32 protein-coding genes are annotated in these 26121 nt (G+C 67.1%); 8 read left to right on the top strand and 24 right to left on the bottom strand.

Annotated features, from left to right (window positions below):
- Nucleotides 1-10: 10 nt before the first annotated feature.
- The 4 genes from LOY42_RS12410 (at nucleotide 11) to LOY42_RS12395 (ending at nucleotide 3137) form a co-directional block, all read left to right on the top strand.
- Complete coding sequence (locus tag LOY42_RS12410) at nucleotides 11-421, top strand: 5-carboxymethyl-2-hydroxymuconate Delta-isomerase (protein ID WP_258600854.1); 411 nt, start codon at nucleotides 11-13, stop codon at nucleotides 419-421.
- Between the two features lie 7 nt (nucleotides 422-428).
- A complete protein-coding gene (hpaH, locus tag LOY42_RS12405; RefSeq protein ID WP_139671114.1) occupies nucleotides 429-1232 on the top strand; it encodes a 2-oxo-hept-4-ene-1,7-dioate hydratase in 804 nt (267 codons plus the stop codon).
- A gap of 9 nt (nucleotides 1233-1241) precedes the next feature.
- Entirely contained in the window at nucleotides 1242-2042 is an 801-nt protein-coding gene (hpaI, locus tag LOY42_RS12400) for a 4-hydroxy-2-oxoheptanedioate aldolase (RefSeq protein WP_139671117.1), read from the top strand.
- Between the two features lie 135 nt (nucleotides 2043-2177).
- The gene (locus LOY42_RS12395) at nucleotides 2178-3137 is read left to right on the top strand and encodes a ribonuclease Z (protein WP_139671120.1); all 960 of its coding nucleotides are present in this window, start codon (nucleotides 2178-2180) and stop codon (nucleotides 3135-3137) included.
- 40 nt (nucleotides 3138-3177) lie between these two features.
- Here the strand turns inward: LOY42_RS12395 and LOY42_RS12390 are convergent, their stop codons facing one another.
- Genes LOY42_RS12390 through LOY42_RS12380 form a run of 3 tightly spaced genes read right to left on the bottom strand, consistent with a single transcriptional unit; the run spans nucleotide 3178 to nucleotide 5823 of the window.
- Complete coding sequence (locus LOY42_RS12390) at nucleotides 3178-4746, bottom strand: sensor domain-containing diguanylate cyclase (RefSeq protein WP_139671123.1); 1569 nt, start codon at nucleotides 4744-4746, stop codon at nucleotides 3178-3180.
- A gap of 43 nt (nucleotides 4747-4789) precedes the next feature.
- Nucleotides 4790-5584, bottom strand: coding sequence for an exodeoxyribonuclease III (gene xth / locus LOY42_RS12385; RefSeq protein ID WP_258600842.1), 795 nt, complete (start codon nucleotides 5582-5584; stop codon nucleotides 4790-4792).
- Nucleotides 5581-5823: a hypothetical protein gene (locus LOY42_RS12380; protein ID WP_102685119.1), complete on the bottom strand. Its 243-nt coding sequence runs from the start codon at nucleotides 5821-5823 to the stop codon at nucleotides 5581-5583. The genes xth and LOY42_RS12380 overlap by 4 nt, the downstream gene beginning before the upstream one ends.
- 144 nt (nucleotides 5824-5967) lie before the next feature.
- Here LOY42_RS12380 and LOY42_RS12375 point away from each other — a divergent pair, with 144 nt between their 5' ends.
- Nucleotides 5968-6468, top strand: coding sequence for a DUF4142 domain-containing protein (locus LOY42_RS12375; RefSeq protein WP_023631357.1), 501 nt, complete (start codon nucleotides 5968-5970; stop codon nucleotides 6466-6468).
- 28 nt (nucleotides 6469-6496) lie between these two features.
- Nucleotides 6497-6748, top strand: coding sequence for a hypothetical protein (locus LOY42_RS12370; RefSeq protein ID WP_102685118.1), 252 nt, complete (start codon nucleotides 6497-6499; stop codon nucleotides 6746-6748).
- A 48-nt stretch (nucleotides 6749-6796) separates the two neighbouring features.
- Here LOY42_RS12370 and LOY42_RS12365 read toward each other — a convergent pair whose 3' ends face one another.
- Nucleotides 6797-7675 (bottom strand): LysR family transcriptional regulator, encoded by an 879-nt coding sequence (locus LOY42_RS12365; protein WP_102685117.1) that lies wholly within the window; start codon nucleotides 7673-7675, stop codon nucleotides 6797-6799.
- A 104-nt stretch (nucleotides 7676-7779) separates the two neighbouring features.
- Between LOY42_RS12365 and LOY42_RS12360 the strand changes: the two genes are divergently transcribed.
- The gene (locus LOY42_RS12360) at nucleotides 7780-8754 is read left to right on the top strand and encodes a polysaccharide deacetylase family protein (RefSeq protein ID WP_139671131.1); all 975 of its coding nucleotides are present in this window, start codon (nucleotides 7780-7782) and stop codon (nucleotides 8752-8754) included.
- Between the two features lie 208 nt (nucleotides 8755-8962).
- Here LOY42_RS12360 and LOY42_RS12355 read toward each other — a convergent pair whose 3' ends face one another.
- Nucleotides 8963-9517: an ester cyclase gene (locus tag LOY42_RS12355; RefSeq protein WP_139671134.1), complete on the bottom strand. Its 555-nt coding sequence runs from the start codon at nucleotides 9515-9517 to the stop codon at nucleotides 8963-8965.
- Nucleotides 9518-9646: 129 nt separating this feature from the next.
- Here LOY42_RS12355 and LOY42_RS12350 point away from each other — a divergent pair, with 129 nt between their 5' ends.
- Nucleotides 9647-10030 carry a helix-turn-helix domain-containing protein gene (locus LOY42_RS12350; protein ID WP_102685114.1) on the top strand — a complete coding sequence of 128 codons (384 nt, stop codon included), beginning with the start codon at nucleotides 9647-9649 and terminating at the stop codon, nucleotides 10028-10030.
- Nucleotide 10031: 1 nt separating this feature from the next.
- Here LOY42_RS12350 and LOY42_RS12345 read toward each other — a convergent pair whose 3' ends face one another.
- The 19 genes from LOY42_RS12345 to LOY42_RS12255 form a co-directional block, all read right to left on the bottom strand.
- Nucleotides 10032-10199: a DUF6021 family protein gene (locus LOY42_RS12345; protein WP_173862475.1), complete on the bottom strand. Its 168-nt coding sequence runs from the start codon at nucleotides 10197-10199 to the stop codon at nucleotides 10032-10034.
- 113 nt (nucleotides 10200-10312) lie between these two features.
- On the bottom strand, nucleotides 10313-11164 hold the full coding sequence (locus tag LOY42_RS12340) for a CsgG/HfaB family protein (protein ID WP_110704246.1): 852 nt from the start codon (nucleotides 11162-11164) through the stop codon (nucleotides 10313-10315).
- Between the two features lie 32 nt (nucleotides 11165-11196).
- Entirely contained in the window at nucleotides 11197-11616 is a 420-nt protein-coding gene (locus tag LOY42_RS12335; protein ID WP_198754288.1) for a curli assembly protein CsgF, read from the bottom strand.
- A complete protein-coding gene (gene csgE / locus LOY42_RS12330) occupies nucleotides 11613-12008 on the bottom strand; it encodes a curli production assembly/transport protein CsgE (RefSeq protein ID WP_102685112.1) in 396 nt (131 codons plus the stop codon). The genes LOY42_RS12335 and csgE overlap by 4 nt, the downstream gene beginning before the upstream one ends.
- The gene (locus tag LOY42_RS12325) at nucleotides 12005-12526 is read right to left on the bottom strand and encodes a type II secretion system protein (RefSeq protein WP_111532336.1); all 522 of its coding nucleotides are present in this window, start codon (nucleotides 12524-12526) and stop codon (nucleotides 12005-12007) included. Before LOY42_RS12325 ends, csgE begins: the two co-directional genes overlap by 4 nt.
- Complete coding sequence (locus LOY42_RS12320) at nucleotides 12501-12875, bottom strand: type II secretion system protein (protein ID WP_102685110.1); 375 nt, start codon at nucleotides 12873-12875, stop codon at nucleotides 12501-12503. The genes LOY42_RS12325 and LOY42_RS12320 overlap by 26 nt, the downstream gene beginning before the upstream one ends.
- 5 nt (nucleotides 12876-12880) lie before the next feature.
- Complete coding sequence (locus LOY42_RS12315; RefSeq protein ID WP_258600835.1) at nucleotides 12881-13354, bottom strand: type II secretion system protein; 474 nt, start codon at nucleotides 13352-13354, stop codon at nucleotides 12881-12883.
- Nucleotides 13351-15228 carry a secretin N-terminal domain-containing protein gene (locus LOY42_RS12310; protein ID WP_046855690.1) on the bottom strand — a complete coding sequence of 626 codons (1878 nt, stop codon included), beginning with the start codon at nucleotides 15226-15228 and terminating at the stop codon, nucleotides 13351-13353. Before LOY42_RS12310 ends, LOY42_RS12315 begins: the two co-directional genes overlap by 4 nt.
- Nucleotides 15225-15728, bottom strand: a complete 504-nt coding sequence (locus tag LOY42_RS12305; RefSeq protein WP_258600833.1) for a hypothetical protein — start codon at nucleotides 15726-15728, stop codon at nucleotides 15225-15227. Before LOY42_RS12305 ends, LOY42_RS12310 begins: the two co-directional genes overlap by 4 nt.
- Nucleotides 15728-16279, bottom strand: coding sequence for a type 4a pilus biogenesis protein PilO (pilO, locus tag LOY42_RS12300; protein ID WP_198754290.1), 552 nt, complete (start codon nucleotides 16277-16279; stop codon nucleotides 15728-15730). The genes LOY42_RS12305 and pilO overlap by 1 nt, the downstream gene beginning before the upstream one ends.
- Nucleotides 16266-16808 (bottom strand): pilus assembly protein, encoded by a 543-nt coding sequence (locus tag LOY42_RS12295; RefSeq protein WP_046855693.1) that lies wholly within the window; start codon nucleotides 16806-16808, stop codon nucleotides 16266-16268. Before LOY42_RS12295 ends, pilO begins: the two co-directional genes overlap by 14 nt.
- Nucleotide 16809: 1 nt before the next feature.
- On the bottom strand, nucleotides 16810-17592 hold the full coding sequence (locus LOY42_RS12290; RefSeq protein WP_139671151.1) for a hypothetical protein: 783 nt from the start codon (nucleotides 17590-17592) through the stop codon (nucleotides 16810-16812).
- Nucleotides 17573-19261, bottom strand: coding sequence for a GspE/PulE family protein (locus tag LOY42_RS12285; protein WP_258600823.1), 1689 nt, complete (start codon nucleotides 19259-19261; stop codon nucleotides 17573-17575). Before LOY42_RS12285 ends, LOY42_RS12290 begins: the two co-directional genes overlap by 20 nt.
- A gap of 54 nt (nucleotides 19262-19315) precedes the next feature.
- The gene (locus LOY42_RS12280; RefSeq protein ID WP_173862474.1) at nucleotides 19316-19849 is read right to left on the bottom strand and encodes a response regulator; all 534 of its coding nucleotides are present in this window, start codon (nucleotides 19847-19849) and stop codon (nucleotides 19316-19318) included.
- A 238-nt stretch (nucleotides 19850-20087) separates the two neighbouring features.
- Nucleotides 20088-20729 (bottom strand): SurA N-terminal domain-containing protein, encoded by a 642-nt coding sequence (locus tag LOY42_RS12275; RefSeq protein ID WP_258600821.1) that lies wholly within the window; start codon nucleotides 20727-20729, stop codon nucleotides 20088-20090.
- A 19-nt stretch (nucleotides 20730-20748) separates the two neighbouring features.
- Entirely contained in the window at nucleotides 20749-22230 is a 1482-nt protein-coding gene (locus LOY42_RS12270; protein WP_372241237.1) for an ABC transporter substrate-binding protein, read from the bottom strand.
- Between the two features lie 34 nt (nucleotides 22231-22264).
- Nucleotides 22265-22921, bottom strand: coding sequence for an SCO family protein (locus LOY42_RS12265; protein WP_258600819.1), 657 nt, complete (start codon nucleotides 22919-22921; stop codon nucleotides 22265-22267).
- A complete protein-coding gene (locus LOY42_RS12260) occupies nucleotides 22918-23571 on the bottom strand; it encodes an SCO family protein (protein ID WP_258600817.1) in 654 nt (217 codons plus the stop codon). The genes LOY42_RS12265 and LOY42_RS12260 overlap by 4 nt, the downstream gene beginning before the upstream one ends.
- On the bottom strand, nucleotides 23568-25547 hold the full coding sequence (locus LOY42_RS12255; protein WP_258601179.1) for a cytochrome D1 domain-containing protein: 1980 nt from the start codon (nucleotides 25545-25547) through the stop codon (nucleotides 23568-23570). The genes LOY42_RS12260 and LOY42_RS12255 overlap by 4 nt, the downstream gene beginning before the upstream one ends.
- Between the last annotated feature and the right edge of the window lie 574 nt (nucleotides 25548-26121).

Genomic DNA, 26121 nt, shown 5'->3' with positions numbered 1-26121 from the left:
GAGCATCACCATGCCCCATCTGGTCCTGCTCTACAGCCCGGATATCGAAGCCGACGCCGATATGCCAGGCCTATGCCGCGCCCTGGCCGACTGCATGCTCGCCCAGCGCGACGAACACCATCGCCAGGTGTTCCCCACCGGCGGCACACGTGTGCTGGCCTACCCCGCCGCCCATGCGGCAATCGCCGATGGCCGCGGTGCCTACGGTTTCGTCTACGCCAACCTGCGCATGGGCGCTGGCCGCAGCGCTGCGGTGCACCAGCAGGTCGGTGACGCGCTGCTGGCGGTGTTGAGCCGGCACCTGGACGCGCTGCTGGAACGTCGCCCGGTCGGCGTGACCCTGCAGATCGACGAAAGCCAGGCCCAGGTTTACGACGCCAAGCACAGCAGCCTGCACCCTCTGTTCACCCGCCAGCCCTGAGGTCTCCATGCTCGACGCCCGTATCATCCAGCAAGCCGCCGCCCGCCTCGACCAGGCCGAACGCACCCGCGAACAGGTCGGCCAGTTTTCCCTGGAACATCCCTCGATCGGCATCGAGGACGCCTACGCCATCCAGCGTGCCTGGGTGGCGCAGAAGATCAAGGATGGCCGCAAGCTGGTCGGCCACAAGATCGGCCTCACCTCCCGGGCCATGCAGGTCTCCTCGAACATCACCGAGCCAGACTACGGCGCGCTGCTCGACGACATGCTGTTCGAGGAAGGCCGCGACATTCCCTTCGAGCGTTTCATCGTGCCCCGGGTCGAGGTGGAACTGGCGTTCATCCTCGGCAAGCCGCTCAAGGGGCCGAACGTGACCCTGTTCGAGGTGCTCGACGCCACCGAGTGGGTGATCCCGGCGCTGGAGATCATCGATGCGCGCATCCAGCAGGTCGACCCACTCAGCGGTGTCACCCGCAAGGTCTTCGACACCATCTCCGACAACGCCGCCAACGCTGGCGTGGTCATCGGTGGGCGTGCGGTGCGGCCGGGCGATATCGACCTGCGCAAGGTCCCGGCGGTGCTGTACCGCAACGGCGTGATCGAGGAATCCGGCGTGTCGGCGGCGGTGCTCAACCACCCCGCCAAGGGCGTGGTCTGGCTGGCCAACAAGCTGGCGGCACATGACGTGAGCCTGGAAGCCGGCCAGCTCATTCTCGGCGGCTCGTTCACCCGCCCGGTGGCCGCCCGTCCCGGCGACACCTTTCACGTCGACTACGACCAGCTTGGCTCGATCGCCTGCCGTTTCGTCTGAGGAGCGCCCATGCACATGCCCATCAACACCTTCAAGCAACGCCTGCGCGACGGCCAGGCACAGATCGGCCTGTGGCTCGGCCTGGCCGACCCATATTGCGCGGAGCTGGCGGCCAACGCCGGCTTCGACTGGCTGCTGCTCGACGGCGAGCATGCGCCCAACGACCTGCGCAGCCTGCTCGGCCAGTTGCAGGCGGTGGCGCCCTACCCGGCCCAGCCCATCGTGCGCCCGGTGATCGGCGATACCGCGCTGATCAAGCAGTTGCTCGATATCGGCGTGCAGACCCTGCTGGTGCCCATGGTCGAAAGCGCCGAGCAGGCACGTCAGCTGGTGCGGGCGATGCGCTACCCGCCCCACGGCGTGCGCGGTGTCGGCAGCGCGCTGGCGCGGGCGTCGCGCTGGAACAGCATCCCCGGCTACCTGGACCAGGCCGACGAGCAGATGTGCCTGCTGGTGCAGGTGGAAAACCGCGAAGGGCTGGCCAACCTCGACGCGATCTGTGCCGTCGAAGGTGTCGATGGCGTGTTCATCGGCCCCGCCGACCTCAGCGCCGCCATGGGCCAGCGGGGCAATCCGGGGCATCCTGAGGTCCAGGCGGCCATCGAGGATGCCATCGTGCGCATCGCGCGGGCCGGCAAGGCGGCAGGTATTCTCAGCGCCGACGCGACGCTGGCCCGACGTTACATCGAACTGGGCGCGGCGTTCGTCGCGGTGGGGGTCGACACCACGGTGCTGATGCGCGGCTTGCAGGGGTTGGCGGGCACGTTCAAGGCAGGGACCGCCGCCATCGCCCAGGGCGGTGTCTACTAGCCTGGCCTTGTAGCGCGTAAGCTCGATGTTGGGGCGATCCGGTAAAGCACTGCTGGCTCGCCCGGCAGCACCATGCTAGCCTCCGCGCGCCCCGCCCTGCGGGGTCGCGACAACGTCGAATCAAGGAGTCAGGCAATGGACCTGCAGTTTCTGGGCACCTCCTCCGGGGTGCCCACCAAGGCCCGCAACGTCAGCGCGACCGCGGTCATCGAGGCCACCGGCACCGGTTGGTTCCTGGTCGATTGCGGCGAAGGCACCCAGCATCAGCTGCTGCACAGCCCGCTGTCGGTGCGCGACCTGCGCGCCATCTTCATCACCCATGTACACGGCGACCATTGCTTCGGCCTGCCGGGGCTGCTGGCCAGCGCCGGCATGTCAGGGCGCAAGGAGCCACTGGTGCTGGTCCTGCCGGCCGACCTGCACCCCTGGGTCCGGCAGAGCCTGGAGGTCAGCGACACCTACCTGCCCTTCGAGTTGCAGATGCAGGCGCTGGAGACCTTTGGTGGCTTGAGCCACGGTAACATCCAGGTCGGCGTGGTCGAGCTGTCGCACCGGGTACCCTCCTACGGCTTCGTGTTCGAGGAGCGCGACCCGCAACCGCACCTGGACACCGAGCGCCTGCGCGGCGACGGCATCCCCGCCGGGCCGCTGTGGGGGCAGATCGCCCGTGGCCGAACGGTCGAGCACGAAGGTCGCCAGATCGACCCGCAGGCCTACCTGCAACCGACGCGCCCGGCGCAACGCATCATCGTCTGTGGTGACAACGACCGCCCCGAATTGTTGAGCGAACTGGCCGCCAACGTTGACGTCCTGGTCCACGAAGCCACCTTCACCCAACCGTTGGTCGAACGCACCCAGGCCAGCTTCGGGCACAGCACCGCCGCCGCTGTGGCGCGCTTCGGCGAGATGGTGGGGGTGAAGAACCTGGTGCTGACGCACTTCAGCGCCCGCTACCAGTCGGGCGGTGGGCGCGGCGGTTCCATCGAGGAGGTACGCGATGAGGCGCTGGCGCACTACAAGGGGCACCTGACCCTGGCCCGGGACCTGGCGCGCTATCGGATTGGCCGTGACGGGGTGCTGGTCGAGGTGGAGTAAGGCCCTGCCTTGGCGCCATGACAGACCTCAGGCGATGGCTTCAATGCGCCGGATGCTGCTCCACACTGGCCGCCAGGCAGTAGCGATCACGCCCCTGCCGCTTGGCCTGGTAGAGCGCCGCATCCGCCGCCGCCATCAGGTTTTCCGGGGTCACCGTCGCCAACGTCGGCGCACCCACCGCAATTCCGGCGCTGGCCGTGACATGGCCGAACGGACTGCCACCGTGCTCGATGGCCTGCCGGCGCAGCAACTGCAGGATCTCCTGCACGATCTGGCTGGCCCCTGCGGCATCGGTATCGGGCAGCAGCAAGGTGAACTCCTCGCCACCATAACGCACCGCCAGGTCGCCCGGGCGTTTCAGCGCCTGGCGCAACAGCTCGCCGAAGCGGCGCAGGCACTGGTCGCCGGCCGGATGCCCGTAGCGGTCGTTGTAGGACTTGAAGCAGTCCAGATCGAGCATCACCAGGGCCAGGGCATAGCCCTGTCGCCGCGCCCGGCGTATCTCCGGTTCCAGCACCGCATCCAGCCGCCTGCGGTTGCCCAGCCCGGTCAGACTGTCGGTCAGGGCCAGCGCCTTGAGGGTCTGGTGGGCCTGGTGCAGGGCACGCTCGATGGCGATGCGCTCGCGCAACTGGCGCAGGACGATCCAGCCGAAGCCGGCCAGGCCGATCAGTACCAGGACCAGCACCGCCACCGACTTGATCATGTCATGGCGCCACGGCGCGATGATCGACTCGCGCGACAACCCCGCCTCCACCACCAGCGGGTAGCTGCTCAGTGCGCGAAACCCGTACAGGCGCGGCGTGCCATCGACCACCGCCACCGCCTCGGCCACCCCTTCGCTGGTATGGGGCAGGTACTTGCGGAAGATGTCGCTGGCCGCCAGGCTGCGGCCGATCACCGGCTCGACGAACGGCCGGCGCACGAGGATGGTGCCGTCGCGCTTGGCCAGCACCAGGGCGCCACGTTCGTCGATCTTGAAGTCGCCGTAGTAGCGCACGAACCAGTCGACCTTGATGGTCCCCAGCAACACCCCGGCAAAGCTGCCGTCGGCATTTTCCAGGCGCCGCGAGATGGGGATGATCAGGTCGCCCGTGGAGCGGCTGCGCACCACCGTGCCGATACGCACCTGACGGTCGGGATGGGTGCGGTGATAGATGAAATAATCTCGGTCGGCATTGTTGGCACCCGCTGGCACGTCATCCTTGTCGGTGACGATCCAGCCGCCGTCGGGGCCATAGACGAACAGGCCATGCAGTTGCGGCATGATCTGCGCCTGCTGCTTGAGCAACGCGTGCAGGCGCGGTCGGTCGACATGGGCGAAGCCATCGCCCTCCAGGCGCTCGGCCAAGGCCGCGGTGATCGCGTCCACCTGGCGGATGGCATCCTCGGCATGCTGGGCGGTGGCCCGGGCCAGGTTGCTGACCGCGTTTTCGGCATTGGTGAACACCTGCCGGTAGTCGCGCCAGATCCGCCAGCCCTCCACCAGCACGAAAGCCAGCATCACCACCGCCATGAAGCTGAGCATCAGGCGGAACAGCGACACGGCGCGGCCCTCGCCGGTCACCGGGAAGAGGCCGTCCTCGGTCTGTTTCCTGACTGCGCGCATTGAAGTCCCTTGTCATCGACCCTTGGCCGCCAATGACTATAGTTCAGCGCCGCTTGCGTGTGCCGAGGCTGATCCACACCGGCGCGTGGTCGCTGGCGTGCGCCTCGTTGCGCACCCAGGCGTCGACCCCGGCGTCCTTCAGGTAAGGCGCCAGGGCCGGGTTGAGCAGCAGGTGGTCGATGCGCAGCCCGGCGTTGCGCGGCCAGTGGTTACGGAAATAGTCCCAGAAGGTGTAGACCCGCTCGTGCGGGTACAACTGCCGCAACGCATCGCTCCAGCCCTGCGCCAGCAAACGCTGGTAGCAGGCGCGTGACTCGGGCTGCAGCAGCGCGTCCTTGAGCCACGATTTCGGGTTGTAGATGTCCTGGTCGGTGGGCACCACGTTGAAGTCCCCCGCCAGCAACACAGGGTGATCGGCGCCGCGCAGCGTGTCGGCATGGGCGATCAGGCATTCGAACCAGCGCAACTTGTAGGCAAACTTCGGGCCCGGTTGCGGGTTGCCGTTGGGCAGGTACAGGCAGGCCACCTGCACGCCGTGCACCGCCGCCTCGATATAACGGCTCTGGCCGTCATCCTCCATGCCCGGCAAGCCGCGGCGCACCTCCAGGGGCTGGCTGGCGCGGGCGAGGATGGCGACCCCGTTCCATGACGCCTGGCCGAAGTGCAGGCAGCCGTAGCCGGCAGCCTCGATGGCCTCACCGGGAAACTGCGCGTCGCTGGCCTTGAGTTCCTGCAGGCAGACGATGTCGGGCTGCTCACGCGCCAGCCAGGCCAGCAGGTTGTCGAGCCGGCTGCGGATGCCGTTGACATTGAACGTGGCTATCTTCAGCGCTTTCATGCGTCGGGGTCGTCCACGCGGGCCTGCACCGCGTCTTGCAGTGCCCCCAGGTGGGCCTGGTCGGCCAGCTCCTTGAGCTTGAGCCAGTCGTCCCAGTCGATCGCGCCATCATCGCGCAGCGCCTCGGCCGTGCGCAGCAATTCATGGTGATAGGCGTCGGGCGATTCGCGCCGATAGCTGGCATCGTCGTACTGGGCGTACCAGGCCTCGAGTTCGGGAATGCTGCGTTCGATGCTCATGGTCGGGTTCCTCTGCACCTTTGAAGGTGTGAGCCTTGCTTGTCATCATCGGTTCAAAGCGCGCAGAAAAATTAAACCTTTGCCCGCCGCCGGCCCTCAACCGTACGCGACACTGACGTCGCGCCAACGGATAAGGAGTCACAGATGAGCAATCTGTTCCTCAAGCGGGTCGGGTTTTCCATGGTGCTGGGCATGGCGTCGCTACAGGCCATGGCCGCCTCGTCGGACGACTTCGTCGACGCCGCCACCGAGGCCGGCATCGCCGAGGTGGTGACCGGCAAGCTGGCGCTGGACAAGAGCAAGGACCCGCAAATCAAGACCTTCGCCCAGCAGATGGTCACCGATCACACACAGGCCAACCAGAAGCTCGGCGACATCGCCCGCAAACTCGACATCAGCGTGCCCGATGAAGCGGCGCTGACCGACAAGGTCAAGAAGATGATCCTGGAGTGGCGTGACGAGTCGTTCGACCGCTCCTATGTCAACAACCAGGTCGAGGCCCACGAGAAAGCCGTGGAACTGTTCAGGAAGGAGGCAGCCTCGTCCGACAAGGCCGAACTCAAGGCTTTCGCCGGCGAGACCCTGCCCAAGCTCGAAGAGCACTTGAAGCATGCCAAGGAACTACAGGCCAAGCACGGCCAGTAACCCGCCCCACTGAAAAAGCGAGGCTCCCATGAGCAATGATGCACTGCGTTCGGAAGTCCTGACCCGCCTGTTGCACGCCCACCCACAAGGGCTGGGCAAGGAAGTGCTGGACAACTACCGCGGCGAGAAAGCCGTGGCCGGCATGCTCAAGACCCTGCAGGAGCAAGGCTTGATCCACGATGGCAGCGTGAATGTCGAATCCGGACACGCGCTCAGCGTCAACTACCCGATCAAGCTGTCGTCCGCCGGTGTCGAGGCCGCCAGACAAGCCGAAGGCTGATGCCGGTCCGCCCTGTGGCAATGGTTCGGCCAACTGCCACAGGGCGGGCTAGCGCAGGCCTTCGATGATTGCCTCCATCAACGCGCGCACCCGCCGTGGCTGCACCCGCGTCGGCGCGTAGACGATCTGCAGCGCCACTTGCCCGGCGCTGAAGTCCTCCAGCACTTCGACCAATCGGCCATTGTCGAGGTCGTCGCGCACATCGCGAAGCGATTTCAGGCACAGCCCGTGCCCATCCAGCGCCCAGCGGCGCACCTGCTCGCCGCTGTTGGCAACCCGCCGCCCGCGCACGCCGACCGGGTAAGCCGCGCCGTCCAGGCGAAATGGCCAGACCCGTTCGGCGTGGATGCCGAAACGCATGACGATGCAATCGTGGTGGGCCAGGTCGTCCGGGTGCAGTGGCGTGCCGTGGCGATGCAAGTAGTCGGGCGCGGCGCACACCACCCGGCGGTTGTCGCCCAGGGGCCGTGCGCGCAGGGAACTGTCGGCCAGGGTGCCGTAGCGGATGGCGAAGTCGATGCCCTGCCCCACCAGGTCGACGTAGCCATCGGTCAGGTCCAGGTCGATCGAGACTTGCGGATGCTCGGCCAGGAAACGGTCGAGCAGCGGCACGATGCAGTGCTGGCCAAGGTCCACCGGCGCGCTCAGGCGCACCAACCCGGAGATCTTCTGCTGGCCGTCTCTGAGACGGCTTTCCAGCTCGTCGGCCTCGGCCAGCAGGCGCCGTGCGCCCTCGGCGAGTTGCCGGCCGGCGTCGGTCAGGCTCAGCGAACGGGTGCTGCGGGTCAGCAGCGCCACCCCGTAGTGTGCCTCCAGCGCCGCCAGGCGCTCGGACACCGTGGCCGGTGACAGCCCGCGCTCGCGGCCTGCCGCCGACAGGCTGCCTTTTTCGATGATGGTCAGGAACAACGCCAGGTTATCCAGCATGCTTTTCGATTTTCCCGAAATATGATTTTGACTTTCGCCTGATTATTGGTGATTTCCTCGCTAATTACACTGCCCGGCATCGACACCCGCACAGGAGCAACCCGATGACCAGCAGAAGAGATTTCATGAAAGGCACCCTCGCCGGCGGCATCGCCGTGGCGGCGGGCGCGGTACTGGCGAAAGAGCCAGGCGGCAGCACCGGGGCGCCGCCCGATAGCGCCGAGGGCAAGGGGTTCTGGCCCAATGGCGCGCAACTGGTGATTTCCGTGTCGTTGCAATTCGAATCCGGTGGCCAGCCGGAACACGCCGAAAGCCCCTTCCCGCCGCTGGATTCACGCTACCCCGACACCATCGCCCCCAGCTGGTACCGCTACGGCCCGCTGGAAGGCGTGCCGCGCCTGCTCGCGCTGTTCGACCGGCATGGCATCAAGGTCACTTCGCACATGGTCGGCAAGGCTGTGGAGGCTTACCCGGAGCTGGCGGCCGAGGTGGTCAGGCGCGGCCACGAAGCCGCCGGGCACGGCCTGCACTGGGCTCCGCAGTACAGCCTGACGCCGGCGGAGGAGCGTCGCCAGTACGAGCAGGCCAGCGCCATCATCGAGCGCGTCACCGGCCAACGCCCGGTGGGTTTCAACGCGTTCTGGATGCGTCACTCCCGCGAAACGTTGAACATCCTCCAGGACCTCGGCTTTCTCTACCACATCGACGACCTGGCCCGCGACGAACCCTCGATCATCCCGGTGCGCGGCAAGCCTTTCGCGGTAGTGCCCTACACCCTGCGCAACAACGACATCGGTCGTATTGCCGGGTCCACGGCGATGACCGGCGCCGCGCTGTTGCAGGAGCTCAAGGACGAGTTCGACGTGCTTTATGCCGAAGGCCGCCAACGGCGCCGGCTGATGTCGCTGTCGGCGCATGACCGCATCGGCGGCACACCTACCGTGGTGCGCGCGCTGGACCAGTTCTTCACCTATGCCCGCGGCCATGCCGGCGTGGCGTTCATGCGCAAGGACGAGATTGCCCGTTGGGCCCTTGCCCAGGCCGATACGCCGGTCAATCCGCCACGGGTGTTCGCCTGACCGACAGGGGGTGCTTAGCGCCCTTTCGCCGGCAAGCCGGCTCCCACACCGACCGCGCCGCCCTCAAGCCAAGCGCCATCTCTGTGAGAGCTGGCTTTGCTCCCACACCGACCGCGCAAATGTCACGCCATGCACTGAACCTGTGGGAGCCGGCTTGCCGGCGATGAGGCCAGTCCTGACAACCCTGGATCAAGGCCGGCCCGGGTATTCAACGCCCAACCAACCCCGCCTGCCGCATGAACGCAAGGTTGTCCTCCAGATGCCAGTCCTCGGCGATCCGGCCCTCGGCGACACGGTAGATATCCATGGCGATGAAATCGATGGCCTGGCCCTGCCCCTGGTGCTCGCCCAGCTTGCCGCTGAAGTGCCCGGTGAAACGCAGCGCCGCGGTGACCCGGTCGCCTGCGACGATCATCTGCAGCACCTCGCAGCGCAGGTCCGGCACCGCTGCGCGAAATGCCCTGGAAGCGCTCAATGGCCCTTCCACGCCCTGTGGCCGTCCCGGTGGCAGGGTGTTGTCGCGAAAGTCGCTGGCCAGCGCGGCGCGGGCCATGGCCTCGTCGCCGGTGTTCCAGAAGGTGTCGTAGCGGCGGGCGGCGAGGATCTGCTGCTCCAGCTGGGCCTTGGGCAGGCTCCGGTCCACGACCAGGGTGGCCGGAGTCACCAGCTCGCCGGCATTGCCCGGATTGGCCGCCGCGCTCAGCAGCAACAGGGTGATCCAGCGGCCAGCACGCAGCGCCGAAGCCTTGGGTTCGGTGTTCATCTCAGTTTCCTTCAGTGCATTCAACGGGTGGGTATGGCGCGGCCGCGAACCATGGATAAAAGCCTAACCAGTCCCGCCCAGGCGCTCAAGAAGGCACTTTTCACTCACCTGATTACCTTGGAGTAACCCATGGCCCATTACCGCGAATGCCCCGCCTACGACGTGTTCGCCCCGAATTGCCCGGCCCGCCTGGTGCTCGATCGCCTCGCCGACAAATGGGTGCTGTTGCTCATCGACCGCCTCAGCGCCGGTGAGCGGGTGCGCTTCAACCAGCTGCGCCGAGATATCGCCGGTGTATCGCAGAAGGTGCTGTCGCAAACCCTGAAGCGGCTCGAACGCGACGGCCTGGTGGAGCGCCAGGTGCATCCGAGCGTACCGCCCACCGTCGAATACGCCCTCACCGAACTGGGCGCGACACTGGGCGGTACGGTGGAGCGTCTGGCGCAGTGGGCGGAGTCGAACATGCCGGCGATTCTTCTGGCACGCCGGCTGTATGACCAATGCGCCGAATGATTCAGGCCTCCTTTTCGACATCCCTCGGTGGCTTGGCCGGCCCCTGGGGATCAACCTGCGGGTCATCGACATCCGGCGAGTCCGGGTCGAAGCCGAGGTCGTCGGGCGCGGTGGCCTGCTCGGATGAGTGCGGGCCCTGCTTGGCCGGCGATTGGCGTGGATCTGACATGGTGATTTCTCCTGGTTGCGTTCAATGGAGATACCGCCACGGCTGCAAAGTTTGATTTGCTTTGAAATGCCGACTGCCGGGGGCGTCGACGGACCACGTGCCCCCGTTGCCCGCTACTGCTGCTGGTACTGACTCAGGTACTTGTCCAGCACCGCCTTGTCCCCCGCCCCGTCCCCGGCCACCTGCCACAGCCGCCGCTCGATGCCCTGGGCCAGCAGGTGGCCCACCGCGGCTTCGATGGCCGACAACACGCACAGCTGCGCCGGCTCGTTGGTGGTGTAGCCGACCTCGGCCTCGAGCAGCTTCTTGAACTCGATGAACTTGAACACCCCGGCGTTCTGCCCGACCGAGTAGATGGTCTTGCTGGTCATCACGTTGGCCAGCACCTGCCCGGTGCGCACGTCCACCGCCCGCAGGTTGACCGTGACCTGGTCGACCCGGTACTCGCGGGACAGGCCGATGCCCAGGTAGCGGGCGCCCTCGCCGCCGCTGCGCACGTTGGTGTCGTAGGCAATGATGCCGCCCTCGAGCATCAGGTTGGCCGCCTGCAACGGCGGCAGTTCGCCCTGGATGTTCTCGGCAACGTCAGGCTTCTTCTGCGAGGCGCGGATGATCTTGCGCTCGGTCAGCAGGTTCTGCAGGCCCTCGCGCTCGAGCACCACGAACCAGCCACTGGCGTTGAGGGCGTCCATCAGCATGCTCGCCGCCCCCTGGGTGACACTGGTGGAGAACGAGCTGGCCGGAGTCGGCTTGTACTGCCCGGTCTGGTCGCGGAAGCCGTATACCACCGCCATCAGCCGGCCACGGGGCCGGGGCATGTTGACCAGGTCGTAGTAGGTCGAGGCCCGCGGTGTCAGCGTCGGAGTCTCAGGGTCTTGTTCGGCGGGCATCGGCTCGCGCAGGCCGCAACCTTGCAGGCTAGCCAGGGCGGTGAGGATCAGCAGTGTGCTCAGCAGGCGTTTCATGGCGTTCTCTCCCCAGTAAAGACCCGTCCCTCTCAGGGGTTCAGGCCGCTGACCTCGATGATCGAGACTTCCCCGGTGGCCCGGTCGGTGACCTTGATGCTCAGCGCCCCGGAATCGTCGATCACGTCGATCAGGAAGGCGTCGGTGGACATGCTGCCGGTGTTGCCGTTGCTGATGTTGTCCAGCAACTGCCCGAGCAGGCGCGACTCGAGCTGGTTGCTGAAGCGCTCCAGGGCCGAGGTGCCGGCGAATGCCGAGCTGCGGTCCTTGAGGTCGGGATCGTCGTAGTCGTTCTGCGCCTGGGCGTTGTTCAACAGCCAGGCGCCATTGATCGGATTGCCGCCGAAGGACGGGTTGACCGGGGTGTACACCAGCTCGGTGGCCAGGGCCTGGCCACCGAGGCCGACGGCCAGCAGGCAGGCGGCGATGCGTCGTGCAAGGTGGTTGCTCATAGCTCGTCCCTCTCCAGATCGGTTGTGTCCTGCAGCAGCCGTTGCAATTTGCGCTGGATGATCTGCTGCCTGACCAGGTCGGCGGCCGCGATGGCCTCGTCGTTCAGTTGCGTGGTGTTGGGCGGCAGGAAGCGCCGGTACAGCACCTCGCGTTCGTACTCCACCGTCACCAGGCTGCCCCAGCGGGCATCCGGGCGTTCGCGCACCACCAGGTTGAAGTCGAGCCGGCTGGTGGCGCGCAGCCGGTCGCTGAAGGCGTGATAGAAGTCGTGGCCGATGTGCGAGATGGTGTTGTCGACGATGAAACCCATCATCTCGTCCTCGGCCCCGGCCTGTGCCTGGCCATGCAACAGGGCCAGGCACAGGCACACCCGCGCGGCCAGGCGTTTCATGGCGCTTCTCCCAGGCCGGCGTGTGGACGGGCGCCAGCGGCGCTCTCGGCAAAGGCCTGCTCGGCGACGAACTGCCAGTCGCTGTAGTGCTCCAGCCCCTCGAAGGCGCTCCACTGGGCGTCGAAACCGCTGCGCTTGAGCGGCGCGGCGTCGGAGCGGCTGTACACCCCGGTGATGCGGCCATCGACCGCGCGCAACAGGCCCCATTCTTCGCCGCCACCGACAGGGTCCGGGTAGAGCCGACGCAGGTGGCGCTGCGGCGACGGGAAACGGTTGTCTTCCACCAGTTCCCCAAGGTCCTGCGGATACTGGGCCAGGCCCGGCGAGGCGCGGTAGTAGCTGCGCAGGGCCTGGGCGTACTGGCCGCCCACCCACAGCAGCTGGCGCTCGTGCTCGCGCTGCTGGCTGGTGGCCCACAGGGTGCCGGTGGCCGCCAGGGCCATGCTGCTGACGGCGATCAGCAGCAGCACGCCCAGGTAGGTGAAGCCGGCTTCACCATTCGGCATAGAGGCTGCCATCGCGCGCCCTCCCGGTTGCTCCGCTCTTGATGTCGGCCACCGCGCCGGAAACGCCCTCGGGCGGCGGCACCAGCTGCCAGGCATCGCGCCGCTCGGTGATCGGATCGACCGGGGTGTTGCGCAGGTAGCGCTGCTCCACCAGCTGGTCGATCGAATCGGGGTAGTGCCCGGTGTCGCCGTAGTAGTGATCCAGGGCCTCGCGCAGCACCGCCAGGCTCTGGCGCAGGGTGGCCTCGCGGGAGGCCTCCAGGCTGTTGAAGTAGCGCGGCATGGCGATGGTCATCAGGGTGGCGATGATCGCCATCACCACCAGCAGCTCGATGAGGGTGAAGCCTCTGCTCGCTTTCATCGCCGTCACCATTGCCCGTAGGGCACGTTGTTCAGGCCTTTGCCGCTGGCCTTGGAATACACGTCGAACACATCCTCGCCCTCACGCGGGCTGTCGGCCGCGCTGTCGTAGGCGCGCAGGCCCCAGCCGCCCTGGTCGTCGTCCTTGGCGGCGCGCAGCGGGTCGTGGGGGATGCGACGCAGGAAGTAGAACTTCGCACCCTTGGCGCTGCGCACATCGCGCACGCCGTCCACCAGCACCTGCAGGTTCGGCGGATAACCGCTGGCGTTCAGGCGCTTCTCGATGTAGCCGGCGTCGAAGGCGCGCTTGTAGGCGTCGATGGCGTCGCGCAGCTGATACAGGGCCTCACGCAGCTGCTGCTCCTTGCCCCGGCGCACCACGGTCTCGGTCAAGGGCGCGGCCATGGTGGCGAGCAGCCCGAGCAATGCCAGGGTCAGTACCACTTCGATCAGGCTGAAACCCTGCTGGCGGCGTGTCATGGCCGTGGCCTCGCGGCGGCAGGCACCACGGCCATCTGCCCCTCTACCAGTGGCGCCGCGGCCGGCTCGTCAGCCGGGGCGTCGGCGGGCAGCGCGCTGGCCGGCGCCGGTTGCGCCAGCTGGCGCACCTGCAGGGCCGACTCGGTGCCAGTGGCGAACTCCATGTCCGACGGGCTCTGGTACGGCAGGTTGCGCACGATGCGCGGGGTGATCGCCAGCACCAGTTCGGACTTGCTCATGTCGTCCTTGTTGCTGCCGAACAGCCGGCCCAGGCCGGGAATGTCGCCCAGCCCCGGGATCTTGTTGCCGCTGGCGTTGTGGTCGTTGCGCACCAGGCCGGCCAGCACTTGGGTCTCGCCATCGTGCAGGCGCAGGCTGGTCTGGGCGTTGCGGGTATCGACCTGGACCGGAATGGTGCCCTGGCGCGTGGCCTCCAGGGGCGTGGCGTTGCTCACTTCCAGGGCCACCTTGATCGCCACCTCGTTGTTCAGGTGCACGGTGGGCTGCACTTCGAGCTTGAGGCCGACATCCAGGTAGGTGACGCTTTCGGTGATCACCGGGCCTTGGGTCGAGGGCACCGAGGTGGCGCTGATGATCGGCACCCGCTGACCGATGTGGATGCGCGCCTGTTCGCGGTTGCTGACCCGGATCACCGGGCTTGCCAGGGTGTTGATGTCCTTGTCCTGGGCATTGATCTTGGCCTGTGGCGCCGGCGAGATGCTGATGCGGCTGGAGTCGATGCCGCGCAGCTGGTCGAGCACGCTCACCGACTTGCCGTCGCTGGTCAGCACGCCGAAGGTGTTGGGCCATTGCAGGCCGAGGTCGAGGATGCGCGAAGTGGCCACTTCCATCACCTCCACTTCCAGCACCACCTCGGGGTTGGACTGGTCCTGGGACTGCAGCAGCTTCTCGGCCATGCGCACGGCGTCGGGGGTGTCGCGCATGGTCAGGGTGTTGAGGCGCTCGTCGACGAACACGTCGCGGGTCTTGAGCATGGTCTTGACCATGTTCAGCGCGGTGTTGGCGTCGATGCTGGTCAGGTAGAAGGTGCGCATGACCAGTTCCTGGTAGTCCTTGGTCTTCTGCGGCGAGTCCGGGTAGAGCAGCAAGGTGTTGTCGTTGACGATCTTCTGGCGCAGCTGGTTCTGCTCCAGCAGCAGGGCCACGGCATCCTCGATGCGCACCTCGCGCACGAAGATGGTGGCCTTCATGTCCGGGCGCAGGTCCTTGTCGAAGATGAAGTTGATCCCGGCGACCTGGGCCAGCACCTCGAAGATGGTCTTCAGGTCGGCATCGCGAAACTCCAGGGTAACCGGGCGCTCCAGCTTGCTGCGCAGTTGCGGGTAAGGCGTGGCGGTACGGGCCTGGACGTTCTCGATGTCGCTGCGCAGCATCTGGCCCTTCTGGTTCTGCGGGTCGAGGCGCAGCACCTCGCGCATGTAGCGCTCGGCGCCGAACAGGTCGCCCTGGCGCAATGCAGCCTGGCCAAGGGCGACACGGTCGTCGAGGGTGCGGATCAGCTCCAGCTGGCGGATGCCCTCCTGGGCACGGCGGTTGTTCGCCTCGATGGTCAGCACCCGACCGTAGCCCATGCGCGCGCCGGCGAAGTCGTGGCGCACGCGGTCGCTGTCGGCCTGGGTCAGCAGTGCCTCGACCGCGGCCTGGCGGCCGTGGGCCAGGGCGATGTTCAGCTCGGTGTCGCGCGGATCTTCGCGCAGGGCTTCTTCCAGGCGAGCGATGCCGGCCTCGTACTGGCCTTCCTTGATCAGTTCCTGGCTGTCCTTGCGCGCGGCGCTCGAGCCGCATCCGGCGATGGCCACGCACAGGGCCAGGAGCACGAACGGCGCAGGCTTGCACAACTTCGACGGTTTCATGGTGCGCTCCCGACAGACAGGGTCTGTGGCTGATGCAGTGGCAGGTAGACCAGGCTCAGCTCGGTGGCCGAGACGCGGTCCAGACGGTAGGTGTCGTCGATCACATCGCCCTGGCGCACGACGTAGAGCTTTTCGCCGCTCTGCAGGAAGATCTGCAGGTCGTCGCGCTCACCCATGCGACCGATGAAACGAAACGGCAGCGTCGGGGCGGTAGGTGCGGCGGGTTCCGGGGTGTTGACCACGGGTTGTTCGGTGACGGTGGCCAGGGCCTGGGGTGGGGTCCATTGCTGGCTGGGGAACAGGTCGCGTGAAGGGCTTTTGGCTTCATCGCGGGGCAAGCCCGTTCCCACGTTCGTGGGTGTCGCTTGGGGGCGGGTTTGCTCCGTGACAGGGCCTGCCAGCTCATCCTCCACCACGCCGAACCAGCGCCCCGGCGCCCAGGCCAGCGCCGCGCTCAACCCCAGGAACCCGGCCCACATCACCGCACGCTGAGTGTTCATCACGACCTCGACAGGTAAAGGGTCATGCGCACACGGCCGGTCAGTTCCCGGTCACCGATCCGCTTGCGTTGCAGTTCGAGGTCTTCCAGCACCAAGGTCGGCAGTTGGCCGAGCAGTGCCTTGAGAAAGCCACGGATCTGCGGGTAGCTGCCGCGCACCGGCAGGACGATCTGGTAGCGCGCCAGCTGGGTCTTCGGGTCAACGCCCAGGGCGTACTCGCCCCGGGCCAGGCTGATGCGCTCGGCGCTGGCCAGGTGGTACAGGCGCTCGATCAGCTCGCTGGCCTGGGGCTGGCCGGGCAGTTGCTGGCGCAGGTCGTCCAGCGCCTGCTGCTCGGGCTTGGCCTGCACCTTGAGCTCGCCACGCGCCAGGCGCTGCACCTGGACGCTGGCATCGGCCTCGCTGGCACGCAGTTCGCGCACCGCTTGCCATTGGGGCAGCACCCCGGCCAGGGCGACTGCCAGGGCCAGGCCGCCGACCAGCACCGCGGCCAGCCCTGCCCGGCCCAGGCGCCGCAGCGCTTCATGGACGATCAGGCTACGGACGCGCATGGCCGGTCTCCCAGGTGGCGGTGAGGTTGAAGCGCACCGGATGCTCGACCTGCCCGGCCACCACCTCGTGGTTGAGCAGCGACACGTCCGACAGCTCGGCGCTGCGCTCCAGGCGCTGGTGGTACTGCAGCATGGCCTCGAGGTTGCGCGCCTCGGCACTGATGCGTACCTGGCCTTTGCGGGCGTCGGGGGTAAGGCTGAGCAGCGCCACGTCTTCCTGCGGCATCGCCTCGAGCATGGCGAACAGCTGCTGCCATGGCCGCTGCAACTGCTGCGAGACGCTGCGCATCTGCGCCAGGCGCTCGGCCTGCTCGCGGATCACCGCGCTGCTCTGCACCGCGGCGGTGGCCGGGCGTCGGCCAAGCTTGAGTTCGAGTTGGTGCACGCGGCCTTCCAGGTGCACCTGCTCGCTCACCAGTTGCTGCTGGGCCAGCACCAGCACGGCCAGCACGGCGCCGCCCAGGGCCAGCAACGACCAGGCCAGGGGGCTGCTGTGGCGGGGTTGGAATTCCAGGTCGAGGCGGCGCATGTCAGGCCACCGCCCGCCACATGGCGCACAACGGATCGGCTTCGGCGCTGGCGGCGCACAGCTGCACCGCGGCCAGTTGCGAGGCTGCCGTGCGCCCCGGTGCGTGCAGGTACACCCGAGGCAACTGCTCGCCATACAGTTCGCAGGTACGCTCGATCAGCGCCTGCAGGGCCTGGTCGTTGTCGGCGCAGCCCTGGGCCAGCACCTGCTGCCAGGCACCGCCTGAAGCCAGCAGCAGCACGCTGCGGCGCGGCTCGGCCAGCACGAACAGGAAGTCGCCTTGGGCCAGTTGCGCCGAGCAGCGGTTGTAGGCGGCCATCAGGTACGGCTGCACCGAGCGCAGGCTCAGGCGGCTTTCCCGCCCCAGTGCCTGCAGGCCCTGGAGCAGCGCCTCGGGCAGCGCCGTGGCGATGCGCGCGGCGCCGGCCGGCTCCGGCGATAGAACGATGCGCCAGTCATCCAGAGGCTGCCCGTAGAGGTTCTCGAAACAGGCCCGCGCGTAGGCCTCGAGTTCGCGCGGGGTACCGATGGCATCGCTCCAGGGCACCAGGCAGAAGCGGCTGTAGCGGGCCGAGAGCAGCACGCGCAACTGCGCGCCGCGTGCCGGATGCTCACCCAGCAGCCCGGCCAGGGCCTGGAGTGCCGAGGCCCAGGCCGGCTGGGCGGCGTCGCAGGCGAACGCGCGGCTGCCCAGCCATTGATGCTGCCGGCCGTGCCAATGGCCCAGGCCGACACCCTCGGCGCCCAGCACCGCGCAATACCGATCAGGCGATAAATGTGACACGGTTGATCTCCTCGAGTGTGGTACGGCCATCGCGGACCAGGTCCACGGCCGAAGCGCGCAACAGGCGCAGGCCGCGTTGGCAGGCCAGCTGCTTGATCTGCGAGAGCGGGCGACGTTCGACGATCATCTGCCGCAGGTCGTCGTCCAGGTGCAACAGTTCGGCAATCGCGCTGCGCCCGCGGTAGCCGCTGCCACGGCACTGGCCGCAGCCCTGGGCGCGCACGAAGCGCCAGCCGGCCACCGCATCACGGGTCAGGCCCGAGGCGGCCAGCAAGTCGTCATCCGGGTCGCAGGCCTGCGCGCAGTGCGGGCAGGCCAGGCGCACCAGGCGCTGGGCCAGCACGGCATTGAGCGCCGAGACGAAGCTGTAGGGGTCGACCTGCATCTGGCTGAAGCGGCCGATCACGTCGAACACGTTGTTGGCGTGGATGGTGGTGAACACCAGGTGCCCGGTGAGCGCCGACTGCACGGCAATCTGCGCGGTGTCCGGGTCACGGATCTCTCCGACGAGGATCTTGTCCGGGTCGTGGCGCAGGATCGAGCGCAGGCCGCGGGCGAAGGTCAGGCCCTTCTTCTCGTTGACCGGGATCTGCAGCACGCCGGGCAGCTGGTACTCGACCGGATCCTCGATGGTGATGATCTTGTCCATGCCGTGGTTGATCTCGCTGAGCATGGCGTAGAGGGTGGTGGTCTTGCCGCTGCCGGTGGGGCCGGTGACCAAGATCATGCCGTAGGGCTCGGCGGCCAGCCGGCGCAGGGCCTGCAGGGTGTGCGCCTCGAAGCCAAGGGCCTGCAGCTGCACGCCGCTGACCTGGTCGGACAGGTCCTGCTTGTCCAGCACCCGCAGCACCGCGTCCTCGCCGAAGATGCTGGGCATGATCGAGACGCGGAAATCGATCTGCCGCTCGCCGATGGCCACCTTGAAGCGACCGTCCTGGGGCACGCGCTTCTCGCCGATGTCCAGCTCGGCCATTACCTTGATCCGCGAGATCACCTGCTCGGCGAAGGCGCTGCCGCTGGCCTTGCCGGCACCGTTGAGCACGCCGTCGATGCGGTACTTGATGGTCAGGCCCTGGCCGGTCATCCCTAGGTGGATGTCGCTGGCGTGCAGCTTGAGCGCGTCGTACAGGGTGGAGTTGACCAGCTTGACCACGCGGCTCTGGTCTTCGCTGATGCTGGTCAGCGACAGGCGCTGCAGCGGGTCGGCCTCGCTGCCGGGTTCAGCCTCGTGGCCGAGGGCCTCGACGGCGTGGAAGCTTTCCTCGTGGCGGGCCAGGAACGCGGCCAGGTCGGCGGCGTGGGCCAGGTACAGCGGCGCGCCCTGCAGGCGGTCGTCGATCCAGGCCAGGCGGGCGCTGTCGAAGGGGTCGGCGAACACACCGACCCGCTCGCCGTCGTGTTCGACCAGGGCAAATTCGTGTTTCAGGCACTGCGCCAGGCTGACCCGGTCGAAGGCCGGAGCGCAGGCGAACAGGGCCTGGGTGGCGAGCACCGGGTAATGCAGGGTGATGGCCAGGCGCTGGGTGAAGGTGGCCGGGGTGTCGCTGGACAGGTGTTCCAGGCAGGCCAGAAGACGCTCTTGGCCGGCTTGCTGGCGGGCCTGGGCCAGGAGTTCGCGGGGGTAGCCCCGCGATGGGTCCAGTGGGTCTTTATCGAATGCCTGGGACATGGCCTGCGACTCCGCTCAGGGGCGGCGCCGCGGGCCTGGGGGCCTTGGGCGCCGCTATTCCCCGGTGAGCAGTTGTTCGTCGTCAGGTTTGGCAGGCTTGTCGCCATTGCGTCGGCGGTCGGCCAGGACCCAGCTGCCATCGTACAACTGCAAGGGGAACGACTCGTTCCTGTTCTGGCGTCGTTCGACGTACCCTTCGGCCGGCTGGTCGGTGCTCCTGCGCTGGCGCTCGATGCCCATCAGGTCGAAGACGGCGCGGGCCAGTTCCATCAGCGGGAACGGCTTGAACAGGACATGGGTCACGCCCAGTTCGGCGGCCCGCTCACGGACCTCGGCGGTCGGGTGGGCGGTGATCAGCACGAAATGGCATTGCCTGTTCCTGCGCACGGTCTCCAGGACCTGAAACCCCTCCATGTCGGGCAAGCGGTAATCCAGCACGATCACGTCCGGTACCTGTCTCTCGGCCTCTTCGATACCCGTGGTACCGTCGTGGGCGAGATGGACCTCCAGGCCTTGCGCCTGCAGATAGGCTTGCAGGTTCTGCGCAAGGGTCTGTTCGTCATCGACTACCAATACTCTGTTCACCAAGGTCCACTCCCATGAACTGCCCGGTCTCCCGGTCTGCGAAGTGCGGCCTTGTAGAGGCTTGAGCATGCTTCGTGCCAGGCATGAAAATTCACTGCTTACCGCTTTCAAGTCGCTGATATCGTTGAAGCTCGTCGGTCACCCCAGACCTTGGCGGCTGGCCGTTCCCCATAACCGGGGAAGATGATGGCACATTGCCCTGAAGGTTTTCCCCAACTATGGGGAAAGCCCTGCACGCCCCTCAGTCGACGCGCTCCACTGTAGCGGAATCACGCAAACGTTGGCGTACGGCTTGCCGGGCCTGGGCCTGGAGTTGCGCGACGAGCGCGTCCCTGGCCAGGCGCAGGCCGTGTTCTGGTAGGACAGAAGTATTATCACTTTGGTTCTGCATTCCTTGCAGTCTTTGCCAGTTGGCCTGATGGAAGGCCGCAACTTCGGCGCTGCTGGGTTCTTCGACCGCACTCAGCCGGGCAAAGACCTGCTGGGCGGCCATCTCATGTCGAGTGTAGTCAGCGAAGCCTGCCCGATCGAAGCCGGCTTGCGCCAGGCGCTGCTCGAACACCGCGGGGCTGCCGAAGGCCGCCTCAACCTCGCTGACCCGCGCCGTCACCTGCGCATCATTGATGTCGATGCCCTGGCGCTGGGCCTCCTGCCAAAGCAGTTCCTTGTCGATCAGTTCATCCAGGGCCTGCGCGCGCAAGCGCTGGTAAAGATTGGGGTTGCGGATGCTCGCCACCGCCCGCCCCTGGGCCTGGAGGTATTCGCTGAAGTAGCGTTCGAGGCGTAGCACCCCGATCTCCACGCCATTGACCCGCGCCGCCGGGGTGTCGGCGTGGCTGGCCAGGGCGAGCAGCGACAACAGGCAGGCAATCAGGGTGCGCATGGTGATCTTCTCCTGAGTCTCAAGGGCTATCCGGCACCGCTCGGTACGGCGCCACTTCAATGAAACCAGGCCCCGGCAGGCTTACCTCCACCACATGCGCACCTGTCATGCCGTGGCGGCGTCCAGGGCCGAAACCGAGCAACGGCGTGAGCCCGGTATCGATGTCATGCAACTGCTCCAGGGCGACCAGCAACTGCTCACGGCTGGCGTCGCGCCCTATCTGCTTCAAGGCTTCGACCAACAACTGCCAGGCGCACAGGGTAGTGACCTGCAACGATGCCTGGCGCGGCTCCAGCCCCTGGCGCAACTGCACCCCGGCAAGGGTCGCCCGGCCTTGCGCGGTCCAGTCGCCGGGTACGAAGGGATAGGCCAGCAGCACCCGCTGCGACCAGGACGGCGCCAACCCCGGCACGGCACCAGCCACCTGGCCCGACGCGGCGAACAGGTAAGGGTTGCGCCCGCTTGCTTGCAGGCTCGACGCCAGCGCGGTGAACGCCTGGGCGTGGCCGAGGAAGAGGATACCCTCGCCGTCCGGGGCCTGGCCCATGAACGCCAGGGGCGGCGCGGTAGCGAACCCCAGTTGAAGCAAACGCTGCTGCAGCACCTGCGCCGCATCGGCCTGCTCTGCGCCGGCATACACCACCCGCAAGGCAGCGGGCGCCAGGCCAAGGGCATCACGGGCATGCAGCGCCACGCTGAGCAATTGCCCGGGCACGCCCGGCAAGGGATCGAACACCTGCGCGCTGCCACCGCTACGCGGCGTGGCACCGATCAGGGGCAGGCCGGCCTGCTCCAGCTGGCGGCTGTCGAGCAGTGGTGCGAGGGGCGCGACCAGGGCGAACACCCGTTCTCGTTGTGTCAGCGTGTCCAGTGCCTGTGCGGTGCTGGCCGGGTCCTGCCCGGGGTCCAGCGCGACCAGTTGCAGGCGTCGCCCATGGATGCCTCCCTGTTGGTTCAACTGCGCGACACCATCCTCCAGCACTGCCCGCACTGTCCGCCCGGCCTCGGACAGCGGGCCCTGCTCGGGCAGCAAGGTGCCCAGGCGCAAGGTGCCCTCCTCCACGCCGGGGTCTCGGTCTTCACCCAGGCGCTTGAGGTAGGCGGTGAGATTGCGTTGGTCGGCCAGGCTCAGGTCGAAGCGTGGCATCGCCGGGTCAAGGCGATTGCCGGCGGGGTCGGTGCCGCTGCGGATGACCCGCGCCAGGCTGGCATCGGTGTAGGCCGGGTAGCGCCGGTTGTTGGCCTCGCGATTGCCGGAGCCAAGGGCCAGGCGTTGCCAGTCCAGGCTCGGCGGGCGCACTCCGCCTTCGCTGCGGCCGCGCCCGTCGTTGCCATGGCAACCAGCACAGGGCAGCACGCTGGCCGGCACGCGCATGTCCCCGGGGCCGACCCGGGCCAGCAACTGGGCGTCGCTGCTGGAGACGCCTTCGCGGTAGAGGCGTTTGCCGGCGAGTTCCTGCTCGCTCAGTTGCACTGCCCCGCACAGGCACCACCACAACATGAGCAGGACCCACTTGGCAGCGGCGGCCATGATGTCAGCGCCCCGCCAACGGCTGTGCCAGCAGTTGCATGCGCTGGGCGATCGCCGCGGGTGGCGCGTCGGGGCGGATCTTGCTCCAGCGCTTGCCCGCCACGTCACCGGCAATCAACTGCGTCGAGTGCTGCTCGGGACTGGGCAGGAACTGGCCCAACCGCCCCAGCACCAGGTCGACGCTGGCCTTGTCGCCGGTCAGGAACAGCCAGTTCGGACCATCCACCCCCTGCTTCTGCGCAAACGCCTTGAGTACCTCTGGCGTGTCGTTCAGAGGATCGCTGCTCAGCGACACGAACGTCACCTGCGCCGCCAGTGCCGGGCCCATGGCCACGCGCACCTCGCGCAATTTGCGGGTGATCAGTGGGCAGGCATCGTTGCAGTGGGTGAAGATCACGTTGAGCATCACCACCTTGTCCTTGAGCACATCGCTGTAGAAACGCAGCTCTCGGCCGTCCTGGTCCTTGAGCACGGTGTCGGTGAACCAGGCCTGCGCATCGCGGGTGCCACCGCCGCTGGTCATGGTCTGCGGCGCCGGTTGTGGCGTCGGCGCGTGGCCCTCGTGGGCGAACGCCACCGAGGCGAGGATCCACAGGCAGGCGCCGAGCACCAGCCAGTCAAGGCTGCGCATGCTGGCATGGCGGGAGGTGTGGGCGCTCATGGCTGTACCTCCTGGCCGGCGATGGCGGTGCTCTTGGCGTGCACGCGACGCGCGCTCAGGCGGTTGACCTCGCCGATCAGCACGTTGGGGTCGCTGAAGCCGTAGTAGCGGGTCCAGTGCCCGCTGCGCCCATCACCCACCAGGATCAACGGCGGGTGCTCGCTGAGGTTGGCGCTGAAGCTGCCCAGCCCCTTGAGCGTTTCGCTGATGGCATAGGGTGAACCGGTCAGCCAGCTCCACCCCGGCCCGTGCTGGAATGCCCGGGCGTAACCGGCCAGGCGCCTGGAATCGTCACGCTGTGGATCGACGCTGATCGACACCAGACGGATCTCCTCCCCCACCCGCCCACCCAACTGCTGCTGGACCTTGCTCATGATCGACGACACCACCGGGCACACCGTGGTGCAGCTGGTGTAGATGAACCCCATGACCACCAGGTGATCGCCCACCAGGTCCTTCTCCAGGCGCACCGGCATGCCGTCCTGGTCGAGCAGCGCCACATCGGCGAAGCGCACGCTGGCTTTCTCCTGGTGAGCGGCCGGTGGTTGCGCGGGCGTGCCGCCGTGATCGTGGCCGGCGTGGGCCAGCGCCAGGTTGCTCGCCAACAGCAGGCTCAGGCCCAGCAGTTTTCCACCCTGCAGACGGTTCATCGCACACTCCTGGGTTCCCCTTGGGAAGCGGTGGGCGCCTCGGCGGCCGGCAGGACGCGCAGGCTGGTGTAGTTTTCTTCGGTGAAGGCACGCCCGAGGCTCGGCGACTGTACGTGCAGGTACCAGGCGCCGGCCTCGGCCAGCTCCAGCGGCGCCTGGTAGAGCCCCTCGCCCACTTCGACCAGCGCCACGTTGCGTGGCAGCGACGAAGGCGCCAGGAAGTAGCGCAAGCTCAGGTCGCCAAGCCCAGGGCGTGGTTTTCCGTCCTCGCCGAGGATGCGCACCCGGGCCAGGTAGGGGGTGTGCTGCAGCAGCGGCTGGTCGGTGCCGATGAACTCGGCGCGGGCACGCTTGGGCACGCCCGACTGCGGCAACGCCGCGACTTCGGTGCTGAAGCAGTGGATGATCTGCGGCTGATTGAGCAGGAACGCGACGTCGAAGGTGCCGGCGGCCGGCAGCTTCACCGTCGAGCCGTACACCCCGGGCGCCAGCTCGCGCAGGCTGCGGTCGATGACCCGCGCGGCGCGGGCCTGGTGGCCGCGGTTGTTGTAGCCCGACATCGGCGCGTTCATGCCCTCGGCGTAGAAGTAGGTGGTGTTGTCCACGGGGTTGACCACGAACACCGAGTTGTCGTCGCGGGAAATGCTCACCCCCTGGGCCAACGGCAGGTCGCCGGCCTGGCGCGGCGCCGCCGGGCCGGCCTCGAAGCCCTGGACGATCGGTTCGCGCCCCTGCCCGAGGCTTGCCAGGTTGATCATGCTCACCTTCGAAGAAGCCAGCCCACGCACATAGGCGTAGGCCTTGGTGAAGGTCAGTTGGTACGGCTCGGCGGCCACCGGTATCCGATGGAGCAACTGGTCGGTACTGGCATCGATCACCAGCGCCTGGTTCCCCAGGGTGTTGAGCACCACGCCATAACGACCATCCTGGCTGAAGCGCATCGGCCCCAGGCCCTGCTCGGCCTTGACCGTGTGGCGCAGGGTGTGGCTGCGGGCGTCGATCACCCGCACCGTGCCCTCCTGGCCATCGACCACGTACACTGCCTGCGACAAGGGCGAGTAAGCCACCGACAACGGATGCGGGCCGACTTCGAGGGTCTTCACCAGGCGCATCTGGGCGGTGTCGATGACGCTCAGGGTGCCGCCGTCGCGGTTGCTGACGAAGGCAAAGCGCGAATCGGCGCTGAAGGCAATCTCGTGGTGGCCGGAGCCGGTGACGAACGACTTGAGCTTGGCCCGGCTGGGCACGTCGATCACCGTCACCCCGCCCTTGGCCGGGTCATGGCTGTTGTTGCCCACCCACAGCAGGCGCTGGTCGGGTTGCAGCGCCACCCGCAGCGGCTGCTCGCCGGCCTCCAGGGTGGCAACGCGGGTGAAGGTCTCGGTGTCGATCAACGCCACCTGGTTGCGTTCGGGCATGGACACGAACACCTGCTTGTCATCGCCGGTGGCCACCCAGTCCATGGGCCGCCCCGGAAGGTCGATGCGCGCCAGCGTGCTGGTGACCCCGCCCACCGACACGGTCGGGTCGATCACCGTCAGGCTGGCGTCCTTGTTCAGCACCAGCAGGAAGTAGCTGTTCAGATCGAGCAAAGGACGAGCGCCGATGCTGCTTTTGAGAAACAACGCCACGCGCGCCTTGCAACTGCTGTCGCGGTCGCCGACCGGTGCCGACTGCGCGGGGTCGAGCCAGGCGCCGGGGGCCATGCCCGACAGCGGCTGGCCGCTGGTCTGGTCGCTGACCTTGAAGCGGATATTGGCAAAGTCGCCCTCACGCAGTTCACCGCCGCTGAGGGGGCGCGCCTCGAACTCAACGGTGACGCCATCGCGGCTGAGCGTGTGCAGGGCCTGGGGATCGGCGGCCTCCTGCAGCAGTTCGCGGGGGTCGCACCAGAGCTTTTCGTAGGCCACGCCGAGGCCGATCAGCGCGGTGCCCAGCAGCAAGCCCAGGTATGCAGGGCGCAGCTTGCGGTTCATGCCGGCACGCATGGGGTAGCGCCTTCGAGGGGAATGGTCATGCTGCACCTCCACAGGAATCACGGTTCTGTGGAGGGGGAAGCAAGCGTTATGCCATTAAACAAACGCCCTTAAATCAACGGGTTAGCCAAACAACCCGAGAATATTGGGGAGGCGGCCCCAATACCGGGGGCTGTCTGCCGGGCCCGCGCTTTATAAGAAGACCCTGCTCATTTGCCTGACCCGGCGCCATGCTTGTCCATTCCCACACTCGATCTGGTGGTGCAGGCGAGCCTACCGCTCAGTACACAAATAGTACGTATCAAGCATGAAACAATTGACTGATTTAGGCCATTTTCAGGCAGTTGCAGTACGTACCATGTAGCATCAGCCGAAGGCATTCCGCCCCCAATTCAGCGCAATGTGTCCTATCGATCTCGAGCAGTATCTGGAAACCGCCGGCAGGCTGGAGGCCAGAACGCTGGGTGTGATCCGCAAGATCGAGCAGCTCAGGAAGAAGGACGGCGACCTCAAGGCGAGCGCTGACCTGACACATTTATTTTCACTATATTGATTTGTGATATGAATAATGTCA

The organism is Pseudomonas sp. B21-023 (assembly GCF_024749165.1).
Classification (GTDB): Bacteria; Pseudomonadota; Gammaproteobacteria; order Pseudomonadales; family Pseudomonadaceae; genus Aquipseudomonas.
This window is presented reverse-complemented; position numbering and strand designations above follow the sequence as displayed.